Annotated in this window: 8 protein-coding genes; 4 read left to right on the plus strand and 4 right to left on the minus strand. The window is 59.3% G+C overall.

Annotated features, from left to right (window positions below):
* Positions 1-222 precede the first annotated feature (222 nt).
* A complete protein-coding gene (locus C7123_RS03605) occupies positions 223-1,803 on the plus strand; it encodes an META domain-containing protein (protein ID WP_069175800.1) in 1,581 nt (526 codons plus the stop codon).
* A gap of 659 nt (positions 1,804-2,462) precedes the next feature.
* On the opposite strand, the gene topA is transcribed toward C7123_RS03605, so the two are convergent.
* On the minus strand, positions 2,463-4,814 hold the full coding sequence (gene topA / locus C7123_RS03610) for a type I DNA topoisomerase (RefSeq protein WP_069175801.1): 2,352 nt from the start codon (positions 4,812-4,814) through the stop codon (positions 2,463-2,465).
* An 881-nt stretch (positions 4,815-5,695) separates the two neighbouring features.
* On the opposite strand from topA, the gene C7123_RS03615 reads away from it, so the two are divergent.
* From C7123_RS03615 to C7123_RS03625, 3 genes are read left to right on the plus strand one after another with little or no spacing between them, the layout of a single operon-like run.
* Positions 5,696-6,199, plus strand: a complete 504-nt coding sequence (locus tag C7123_RS03615) for a thioredoxin domain-containing protein (RefSeq protein WP_069175802.1) — start codon at positions 5,696-5,698, stop codon at positions 6,197-6,199.
* 18 nt (positions 6,200-6,217) lie between these two features.
* Positions 6,218-6,835, plus strand: a complete 618-nt coding sequence (locus C7123_RS03620) for a bifunctional nuclease family protein (RefSeq protein ID WP_069175803.1) — start codon at positions 6,218-6,220, stop codon at positions 6,833-6,835.
* A 20-nt stretch (positions 6,836-6,855) separates the two neighbouring features.
* Positions 6,856-7,560 carry a 16S rRNA (uracil(1498)-N(3))-methyltransferase gene (locus C7123_RS03625; RefSeq protein WP_069176418.1) on the plus strand — a complete coding sequence of 235 codons (705 nt, stop codon included), beginning with the start codon at positions 6,856-6,858 and terminating at the stop codon, positions 7,558-7,560.
* A 100-nt stretch (positions 7,561-7,660) separates the two neighbouring features.
* Here the strand turns inward: C7123_RS03625 and pgl are convergent, their stop codons facing one another.
* Genes pgl through C7123_RS03640 form a run of 3 tightly spaced genes read right to left on the minus strand, consistent with a single transcriptional unit; the run spans position 7,661 to position 10,750 of the window.
* The gene (gene pgl / locus C7123_RS03630; RefSeq protein WP_069175804.1) at positions 7,661-8,371 is read right to left on the minus strand and encodes a 6-phosphogluconolactonase; all 711 of its coding nucleotides are present in this window, start codon (positions 8,369-8,371) and stop codon (positions 7,661-7,663) included.
* Positions 8,372-8,395: 24 nt separating this feature from the next.
* A complete protein-coding gene (gene zwf / locus C7123_RS03635; protein WP_069175805.1) occupies positions 8,396-9,928 on the minus strand; it encodes a glucose-6-phosphate dehydrogenase in 1,533 nt (510 codons plus the stop codon).
* Positions 9,929-9,961: 33 nt separating this feature from the next.
* Complete coding sequence (locus tag C7123_RS03640; RefSeq protein WP_069175806.1) at positions 9,962-10,750, minus strand: DUF6261 family protein; 789 nt, start codon at positions 10,748-10,750, stop codon at positions 9,962-9,964.
* Positions 10,751-11,267 lie beyond the last annotated feature (517 nt).

Here is an 11,267-nt window from a genome sequence, read left to right on the forward strand (position 1 = left end):
AACAGCTTCTCAATCAATTTTAATAGGTGGAAGACGGAGCGTGAAGCCCGCGGCCTACCCTCCATGTTTTATCCAACAACGATGCCACCGGCGCCCAACGTATTATTCTCAACCGGTTACGCAGCGAATGCCCTTCCTTTGTTGTCCAAGATGTAGACAACGGCGTCCAACATTTGGACGATAGCCTACACATACATGCCTCACACTAAACAATGCACGATAATGGAAACGAAAACTACCCTCCGCGGGCTTCTCGCCCTGCTGCTCTTCGCCTTGGTTTGGGCAGCCTGCAACGACGATCCGACGCCCACCCCGACGCCGAACCCGAATCCCCCGACCCCGCAGACGCCGACGCCTGGCCGTAACCCCATCGAGGACACTTGGCGCCTGGTGGCTATCCGCAACCTATCGGCGTACGCCTCGGAGACGATCGATACGGCCATCTACACGCTGACCTTCCGCGCCGACAGCACCTTCTACGGACGTGACGTCAGCGGCCGCTACACACTGACCGACTCCACGCTCCGCATCACCCTCGCCGACATCGACGAGGCCGCCCTGCCCCAGCTCTCCCGACGCCTCCGCAATGCCCTCCGCCACATCGAGCGCTTCGAGATCGATACGGCCTACCACTCGCTGAAGATCTACTACGCCGGCGGTCGGCGCTGCCTCTATTTCTCCAACCTTCCGCCCGATCCCGACCCTGATCCCACGCCCCAACCCGAGCGCCCCGTCACTTCGTTCCTGCTCCATCACTGGAGACTGGCCGGATTTGGCCGCATCTCCGATGGCTCGCTGACACCCGTCGCACCCACCGGCGACGACCGCTTCAGCCTGATCTTCCTCGAGGAACGGACGTGGACGGGCTGCGCATCCACGCACCGCCTCTCCGGTACCTTCCGCACCGACGGACCTCTCCTGACGCTCACCTTCGACGCCGAGCCAACAACCGCTGGCGAGAGCGCCCTTGGCCGTCGCTACATCGACGCCCTGCGGCAGGTCCAGTGGTATCGCCCCGCTACTGACCATGACTCGCTCCGACTCTACTATGGCGACAATGACGACTACCTGCTCTTCATCCGCTCAGACGTGTTCATGGCCGGTCCATTCTCGGAAAAGCTGTTCAACACTTGGAAGCTCATCGCCTTTGGCCGCACTGCCGACGGCTCGCAGTATTTGCCCGAGCTTCATAGTACCATTCCGGAGAACAAATCATCGAGGTTCTTAATTCAGTTTTTGAGCAGCGGAGAGGTGCATATCACCTTGGCCTTCAATCGAGGCTTTGGTCGCTATCACGCCAACGGCGATCGTATTCGCATCACCTATATCGGCGGCACGGAAATGAGCGAAACAGACGACGGCCATAAGTACCGCAACGCCCTCAACCGCTCCGAGCGCTTCAAGCTGACCGCCGACGGGACGCGGCTGAAGATCTTCTATAACGAGGGGCGCAGCTACTTGCTCTTCCGCACCGCACCCGAGCTGATCGGCAAAACGCCACCCGCCGCCCTACTCGGTCGGTGGACACTCGTCGAACAACAGAATGGCCGCGCCAGACCCACCATCTATCCGCCGGGACAGCACGTCCTCACCCTCCGCGCCGACGGCATCGCCGAGCTGACAGGTCTGACGTTCTTCGGAGAGGGTAATACGTTGCACTACATCTTCCACCCGTGGAACAAGCGGGAGTACATCACCATCGGCGGCACGGAATACCGCTACATCTTGAATGCCGACGAGCTTTGGCTGTCGAACCACTACGAATCGGACGGCGGCCCGGCGTATTCTTTCCGGCGGATGTAGCCACGCCCACCATCATCGCATCACTTTAGCATCCGCCCGAAGTAAGCCTCCCCGTCATGCGACATTCTGAGGAGCCTGCGTGCCAGCGGGCCCGTCATGCGACATTCTGGGGAGCCTGCGTGCCAGCGGACCCGTCATGCCGCATTTTGAGGAGCCTGCGTGCCAGCGGGCCCGTCATGCGACATTCTGGGGAGCCTGCGTGCCAGCGGGCCCGTCATGCGACATTTTGAGGAGCCTGCGTGCCAGCGAGCCCGTCATGCGACATTTTGAGGAGCCTGCGTGCCAGCGGGCCCGTCATGCGACATTCTGGGGAGCCTGCGTGCCAGCGAGCCCGTCATGCGACATTTTGAGGAGCCTGCGAGCCAGCGGGCCCGTCATGCGACATTCTGAGGAGCCTGCGTGCCAGCGAGCCCGTCATGCCGCATTTTGAGGAGCCTGCGACCCAGCGGGCCCGTCATGCGGCATGACGAGGAATAATAAGCAGCGGGTACAGCCTTCCGTATGAAATTTATGGCCCATCAGGAATGATTTGTCCGTCATTCTTGATGGGCCATAAAAACAAAGCCGGGTACATAATGGGAACGCCCCCACATGTACCCGGTTTAACTTCGCTGGCGGCCGAAGCTGCCTCCGGCCTAACTCCACTTTTCGTTTCTCTGTCAGCCGTTCGACCGACGCCGCGGCACACGCCGCTTGGGCTTGTCGGCCGCCTCGGCAATGATCCGACGGCAATCCTCCAGCGTGAGATCAGCCGGGACAACGTCTTTCGGAAGCCGATAGTTCGACCCCTCGAAGGCGATGTACGCGCCATAGCGACCGTTGAGGATCTCCAGCCCCGGCTCTTCGGCGAACGTTTTGATGTGTCGCTGCGACTCCTTCGTGCGTTTCTCTTCGATCAGCGCGATGGCCTCGTCGGGCGTGATGGAAGTCGGTTCGAGCGGCTTGGGGATGGAAACGAAGAGGCCGTCGAAGCGGACAAAAGGCCCGAAGCGCCCCGTGGCGGCCACCATCTCTTTGCCCTCATATTCGCCGATGACGCGCGGCAACTTGAACAGCTCCAGTGCCTCCTCGAGCGTGATGGTTTCGATGGACTGCGTCTTCATCAGTGAAGCGAAACGCGGCTTCGCGGCCGACTTGTTGTCCGGATCCGGCTGCCCGATCTGCGCCACGGGGCCGTAGCGCCCGATCTTGACTGAGACCGGCTGCCCGCTCTTGGGATCGATGCCTAACTGGCGCTCGCCCGCCCGATGATCCGTGCGCATGGCCAGCGTCTTCTCCACGATCGGGTGGAAGAATTTGTAGAAGCGATCCATCGCTTCGGTCCATTCCATCGTGCCCTCCGCAATGGCGTCAAACTCCTTCTCCACGTTGGCCGTGAAGTGGTAATCGATCACCTCGGGGAAGGACTCGGTGAGGAAGTCGTTGACCACCGTGCCCACGTCCGTCGGCAGCAGTTTGTTGCGGTCGGCGCCTACCGTTTCTCGTTTCACCTCCTCCGCGATCTCGCCGTCCGTGAGCGTCAGCACGCGGAACTTCCGCTCCTCGCCCGGCTTATCGCCACGCACCACATACTCGCGGTTCTGGATCGTCTGGATCGTCGGTGCATACGTCGAGGGGCGGCCGATCCCAAGCTCCTCCATGCGATGCACCAGCCCGGCCTCGGTGTATCGGGGTGGACGCTGCGTAAAGCGCTCCGTGGCGATGATCTCGCGAGCCGTGAGGCGGTCGCCAACGTTCACCGTGGGCAGCAGTTTCGTTTCCTGCTCCGGCGCATCGGCCTCGTCGTCCGTACTCTCGCGATAGACGCGCAGGAAGCCGTCGAACTTGATCACCTCGCCCACGGCCACGAACTTGTCCGTGAGTCCTCCGATACCGATCGAGACCGTCGTGCGCTCCAGTTCGGCGTCAGCCATCTGGCAGGCTATGGTACGTTTATAGATCAGGTCGTACAGCTTCATCTCTTGTGCGCCGGCACTGATCGTTGGCGCCTGCATGTTGGTGGGACGAATGGCCTCGTGTGCCTCCTGTGCACCCTTGCTCTTGGTGTGGTAGTGGCGCAGGCGGTGATAACGTTCGCCGTACTCCTCGGTGATGGCTTGGCGCGAGGCCGTGAGCGCCATGTCGCTGAGGTTAAACGAGTCGGTACGCATGTAGGTGATGAACCCGGATTCATACAGTCGCTGAGCCACCATCATGGTCTGCGCCACGGAGAAGCCCAGCTTGCGGGCCGCCTCCTGCTGTAGCGTAGAGGTGGTGAAGGGCGGTGCGGGCGACTTCTTCACCGGGCGCTTCGTGGTGTCTTCGATCGTGAACGCCGCCTCGGGACGCTGACAGGCGCGGAGGAAGGCTTCGGCCTCGTCGCGATCCTTCAGCCTTCGGTTCAGCTCAGCCTTGAGCAGCGTCTTTCCGTCGGGCAACAGGAACGAGGCCACGACACGAAACGACGCCTCGGACACGAACCGCGCAATCTCGCGCTCCCGCTCCACGATCAGTCGCACAGCCACCGACTGCACACGTCCGGCCGACAGCGCCGGCTTGACCTTGCGCCACAGCACCGGCGAGAGTTCAAAGCCCACGATACGATCCAGCACACGCCGCGCCTGTTGGGCATTGACGAGGTTGATGTCGATGCCTCGCGGCGTGTCGAGCGCATGCAGGATGGCCGGCTTCGTGATCTCGTGAAAGACGATGCGCTGCGTGCGGTCGGGCGACAGTTCGAGCGCCTCACTGAGGTGCCACGCGATGGCCTCTCCCTCGCGGTCCTCATCGGATGCGAGCAACACCTCACGCGCATCCTGCGACGCCTTCTTCAGCTCCGCCACTAATTTCTTCTTCTCCTCAGGCACCACATACTGCGGCTTGAAATCGTGTGCCACGTCGATACCCAGCTCCTTCGTGCTCAGATCGCGGATGTGCCCATAGCTGGACATCACCCGGTAGTCTTTCCCCAAAAATTTCTCGATCGTTTTGGCCTTCGCTGGCGACTCTACGATCACCAAATTCTTCTGCATGTTCCTCTCAATTATGTTTCTGTAGTTCAACTCCGAAAAAATCGGCCGCAAAGATAGACGCGCTTCGCAGAGGGGAAAGGCGCGCAGACGATGGCCTATCAAGCCCCATCTAAGCCCTTTTTCGAGCCACTTTTCACGCCCTTCCGACGCAGCAATCATCCGTGCGAGCCCAACAATCCGCCCGCTCACGCTCTCTATCCTGTCAGCGAGTCGCTCGGGTGGAGCCGCTGGGTCACAGGCAAGCCAATGAGTCGCTCAACGGGAGGATCGCTTACGTAACATGAGTTCAGTGTAAGAATAAAGCCCGCAGAGAGTTCCTACGGAAGCCCGACCAAAACGTTTTTGGAAATGCCTACAACACTGTTGCAAGTGCCTCGAAGAACTTCTGGGTGTTTGCGGGTACTCCCGCAAGTCTCGCGGCATTTACTTTGGCGTTTGCGGGAGTCCCGCAAGTCTCCCGGCGTTTGCCTTGGCTTTTGCGGGTACTCCCGCAAGTCTCCCGGCATTTGCTTTGGCGTTTGCGGGAGTCCCGCAAGTTTCCCGGCATTTACTTTGGCGTTTGCGGGAGTCCCGCAAGTCTCGCGGCGTTTGCCTTGGCGTTTGCGGGAGTCCCGCAAGTGCTTCGGAGAACTTGTTGGCCGTTACAACATGCTATCAATGATATTCTCTATATGAATAAGGGTATCTCTTTCTTTCGTCGAACTCACGTTACGTAAAACGAACGCTCTATCGACTCAAACAACCTCTTCATTCTCCCTCCCTCGCCATCGATCGATAAAACGGGATCACGCCTCCAGGCCGTAGTGTTGAAAAGCTGCGTCATTAAACGAAAAGCCATTCCAAACAGATGACTACTTTTGTCCTATTGAAATGTTTTACAAATGAATAGTCGGAAACTCCTTTTGAGCATACTGGTTGCGGCCACGGCCTGGGGCGGACTGAGGGCGGACAGCGGAACGAATGATTCGACGGCTATAGCTGGCGATTTCACCTACGCGCAGGCCTCCGGCGTCACAGCTACCCTACACGCACTCACGGCACCGCGCGTGCTGGTCTACTTCTACGACCCGACGTGCGAGGACTGTGAGGCGCTGACCCGTCGACTGGCAAGCTCTGAGCCGATCAACCGCCTCATTGACGAAGGACAACTGCAGGTGCTGGCCATCTATCCGGACAATGACTCAGCGCAGTGGGCAGCGCATGCCCCGTACGTGCCCCCGCGCTGGATCAACGGCTACGACCGCGACCTGACCGTCATGCCGGCCGACGGCTTCCTCTTTCGCTCCCTGCCCGCGCTTTATATGCTGGACGAGTCGAAGCGCTTCCTGCTCACGGAGGCCACGGCCGACGAGGTGGAAAGGGTGTTGACACTATTCGCTAATTGAATAAGGAGAAGATATATCGTGGACAACAAAGTGGAATTGACCGTACAAGGCGTGGCCAACTCGCGCGTGCAGTCGAACGCCTATGCGCTCATCTTAAAGGACGATGGGACGCGAAGGCTACCGGTGATCATCGGGCTGCCCGAAGCGCAGTCCATCGCCGTCGCACTGGAGGGAATGGCCACACCGCGTCCCATGACGCACGACTTGATTGTGGGCATGACGCACGCCTTTCGGCTGAAGCTGAAAGAGGTGTTCATCTATCGTTTTGAAGACGGGGTGTTCTTTTCTGAGCTTGTATTTCAGGAGTCTGACGGGACGGAAGCTCGCATCGACTCGCGCACGTCGGACGCTGTGGCGCTGGCCTTGCGGTTGAGGTGTCCCATCTACACGTTCGAGAGCCTGCTGCAACGCTGCGCCATCACGCCCGCAGCCGAGGCGGAAGAGGGTATGCCACCGGACGACACGGATCCGGAGGAGATCCACGACCCACAGCTGCTGCGCAAATGGCTCAAGCGGCAAGAGGCTTACGAGATCGAGGCCATGCTGGAGCGAGCCGTAGGCGAAGAGAAATACGAGCTGGCTAAAATCTACCAGGACGAGCTCATGCGTCGCGAGCCGGCCAATCACCCGAAATGAAGCTGACCAACGCCATGACGCTGCCCATCTTTTACGCCCCGCAGATCGATACCGATCCCGTGCTGCCCGAGGAGGAGTCAGCGCACTGCACGAAGGTGCTGCGCCTCGGGCGTGGCGCGGAGTTGAACGTGACGGACGGCCGTGGAGCGTTCTATCGGGCAATGATTGAGGAGGCGCACCCGCGCCACTGTCGCGTGACAGTGGTGGAGCGCACCGTGGCGCCACCACTCTGGACCTATGGCCTACATGTGGCCGTGGCGCCAACGAAAAATATCGACCGCACGGAGTGGTTTTTAGAGAAAGCAGCGGAGGTGGGTATCGACAGTGTGACCCTCCTCCGCTGTCGTTATTCGGAGCGGCGGGAGGTGAAGATGGAGCGCCTGCAACGTGTGCTGGTAGCCGCCATGAAGCAATCTGGACAGGCACGACTGCCACAGCTCGTGGGCATGACGGACTTTGCCGACTTCATCGCCCAGCCCACCGCCGCCGACTGCCGACTGATTGCACACTGTCGCTCGTCGGAGCTGCCCACCGTGGGCGCATGCTACACCCGCGGCAGCGATGTGCTGATCCTCATCGGGCCGGAGGGCGATTTCAGCGCGGAGGAGGTGGCCATGGCCGAATCGGCCGGCTACCGCGGTGTCTCACTGGGGCGCACGCGACTACGTACGGAGACGGCGGCGCTGGCAGCCTGTCACGCTATCCATGTTTTAAACGATGAATAAACGGCGCTTAAACGCAGTGCACGGAATATGAAGAAGCCCGAAGATGAACTGAATCGTCTCCGGGCTTCTTTTTACCATTAAACAATCGGGGGCCGACCCGCTACGCGCCGTAGAGCGAGGCCGCGAGATCCAGCTTGAAAATGACTGACGCGAACGGTCTCAGCTTGACGTGCGAAATAGGATACTCGGGCTTGTTCTCCCGAAGCACTTCGTCGAGGATGCGGCGCTTCTTCTCCCCGGTGCAGAGCACCGTCACCCCGTAGGCGTTGTTGATCGTGTTGCCGGTCAGGGTGACGCGCCCCTGGCCGGTCACGGGGTGACGCGTCGTGGCCACGATGTCCGTCGTCTCAAAGAGGTCGAGGCGGTCGGGGAAGATGGAGGCCGTGTGGCCGTCCTCACCGACACCGAGGACGATCTCGTCGAACAGGGGATAGCCGTCCTCGAAGGGCACGTGCTTACGCAGTTCCTGCTCATAGTTCGCCGTCATTTGGTGGATATCCGGGTGATACTTGATGGGGTGGACGTTCTCCACGGGGATGATACCGGTGCCGACCAAAAGGCGGCGGAAGACGGCGTAGTTACTCTCCGGATCATCCTCCGGCACATGACGCTCATCGACCCAGTAGAAGTGGGTGTTCATAAACGCGTCCGGATCGTCGACTGCCGCCATCTTCTCAAACAAGAGCGTAGGCGTGGAGCCTCCCGAGAGGGCGATGTGAATCGGCTCGGAGATGGACGCGGGTATCGGCAGCGCTTCGGCCAGTTCTTCGCAGAGGATGTCTGCGTTTTCGTAGATCTGTATCTGTCGCATAATTCGGTGTGTATAATGTCTTGTCTACAGCTCGCAATAGCCGTCGTCAGAGGTGAGATTTTTGCAGGGGTAGCGCCACGCGTGCCCGTCGGCGGCAAGGAGCGTGTCGGCCTGCTCCGGCCCCCACGAGCCTGCAGGATAGCCATAGAGCGGGATAGTGGGGTCGCTGGCCCAAGCGTCGAGGATGGGCTGCACGTACAGCCAGGTGGCCTCCACGGCGTCGCCGCGCTGATAGAGCGTCGCGTCGCCCGTCATGCAGTCGGAAAGCAGGCGTTCATAGGCGTCGGGGATATGCTTCTCGCCCAGCGATGAGTAGTGGAAATCCATGCTCACCTGATCGACGTGGAAGCCGGCGCCGGGCACCTTCATCCCGAACCGCAACAGGATGCCCTCGTCGGGCTGGATGCGCAGGACGAGCTGATTGCCCACGTTTTCCATGCCGCTGCGACGGGCGAAGATGCGGTGCGGATTGGGCCGAAAGTGTACCACCACCTCCGTCACTCGTGTCGGCAGACATTTGCCCGTACGGATGTAGAACGGCACGCCGCTCCAGCGCCAGTTATCGATGTAGCACTTCATGGCGACGAACGTTTCCGTCTTCGAGTCTGGCGCCACGCCTTTCTCCTCGCGATAGGCCCGGAGCGGCTCGCCGCGACGCACGGCACCCGTGTACTGCCCGCGGATGACGTACTCCGGCACCTGCTCGGGCGTCATCCGACGCAGGGAGAGGAACACCTTCAGCATCTCGTTGCGGATCGCGTTCGCATCCGACGACACAGGCGGATCCATCGCCCCGATGGCCAGCAGCTGTAGCAGGTGGTTCTGCACCATGTCGCGCAGTGCCCCGGCCGACTCGTAATATCCTGCCCGCGACCCGACGCCGAGCGCCTCGGACGAGGTGATCTCGACGTACTCCACGTAATTCCTATTCCAGAGCGGCTCGAAGATGCCGTTCGAAAAGCGCATCACGAGCATATTTTGCACCGCCTCCTTGCCCAAGTAATGGTCGATGCGATAGATCTGATCTTCGCTGAAGTAGCGCAACAGTTCGCGGTTGAGACTGGCCGCGCTGGGCGCATCGTGGCCGAACGGTTTCTCGATGATCACGCGCCGGAAGCCGCTCTGGGCCGATGTGCGACGCGTGAGCCCGACCGTGTGCAAGTACGACGCCACGGGCGCGTACATGAAGGGCGGCATGGCGAAGTAGTAGAGGTAATCGTCGCGGTCGGCCGTCTGGGAGAGCTCCCCGAGGCGCCGCCGCAGCCCCTCGTAATCCTTCGCCTCGTTCGTGTCCATCGCGTGATAATGCAGCTGCTGGAGGAAGTGCGCCATCCGCTGCTGATCCACAAAGCTGGCCGGCACAAAGCGGTCGAGCCCCTCCTTCATCTTCTCCCGGAACGACTCGTCCGTCAGCTGCGCCCGGCCCACGCCGAGCACCTTAAACCCGCCCGGCAACAGCCCGCGGTAATACATATCATAAAGTGCCGGCACGAGCTTGCGCCACGTCAGGTCGCCCGACGCGCCGAAGATCACCGACACGATGCTTTTATCTTCCATCTGTTCTCTCGTTACTTAATTATAATGTATGGTTCATGCTCCCTCCGCGGCCTCGTCCTCCTTCCCGCGCCGCCGCCGTTGGCTGGCGCTTTTGCGGTGCGACGTCTTGATGTTTCGCACCCGCTGATTCAGCTGTGCCACCAGCTCTTCGATCTTATTCCGCTCCTCCGCCGTCTGGGCGAAGAGGTATGACGCCTGGACATATTGGCAGGCCAATTCGTACAGCTTGTCAGCCCTGGGCCGCAGATTGCGCATGCTCGGCCGGTTGTTGGCCAACCGCTCCGCATCGCGCTCCTTCACCAGCCTCTCGTACGCCTTATTGGCCTCCCTCAGGCAGTCGAACGACTCCTCGAGGTGCAGCGTGCTGATTTCCTTCTTAAGCCGCTCAGCATCCATGAGCATGCTATCGATGTTTCCACTCTCCACATCGTAGCCCTGGTGGCGGATGTATCGGAAGTTCCGCAGCTTTATGTCGAGCTCCTCCGCCGCCTCGCGCTCCGCCGTGTGAGGCGAATGCAGCTGCGTGCGGATCATGCCAAAAATGTAGCGCAGCGCCTTGTCGCGCTCCGCATCCTTGGCCTTCAGCTGCTCCGTGAGCGTTGACTTTTTCCTCTCAACCAGTGCGCCCGTCTCCAAATCGGCCATCTCGCCCAGCGCCTTCATCAGCCCCTCGGGAAAATGCAACCGCTCCTCCCCAAACTCCTTCAGCAGCGTGTACTGCGAGTTGATGAAGACCGCATGACTCGCCGCGTCGAACGTTTTTTGCGTTCCCGGCTCGATCTTAACCGAGCGCCAAGGCAACTCCTCTATCTTTTCCTTCATAGTATCTCTTGTCAGATCATTCTCTGCGCTTTACAGCCCCCATAGAAGGGCCGTTTCTTTCCTGAATGCGCTATCCAAAAGCCTGTACTTTCTGTCTTTTCTATAAACATACTATCTAAATACATTAAACCGTCGTTTCGACCATAAACGGGATGTCGAAAATCCTTACACCCCTGTTTATATCGCAAAATCAGTATCTCAAACGCTTGATCAGCTTATTCACATCATAAGCATTGGCTCAAAAAACCTCTCTTCCCCGTTTACGATCAAAACCTGCGATCCAAAAAAGTATTTTACCTTGATTATGTCATATTCGGAGGCAAAAATAGCGCTTATCCGTAAACCGCAAACTAAAACGATATATTTTTCTATAGTGATATTGTTCATGGTCTAAACAGTACTTCAAACACACTTCGTATATCATCCATATTATCGAAGATATATATACGTATTTCGAATATCTATCTCTATCAAAAACAGATAGAAAAGTATATTTTACATGCTATTTTTAGAACAT

The sequence above is a fragment of the Tannerella serpentiformis genome, from assembly GCF_003033925.1.
GTDB lineage: Bacteria > Bacteroidota > Bacteroidia > Bacteroidales > Tannerellaceae > Tannerella > Tannerella serpentiformis.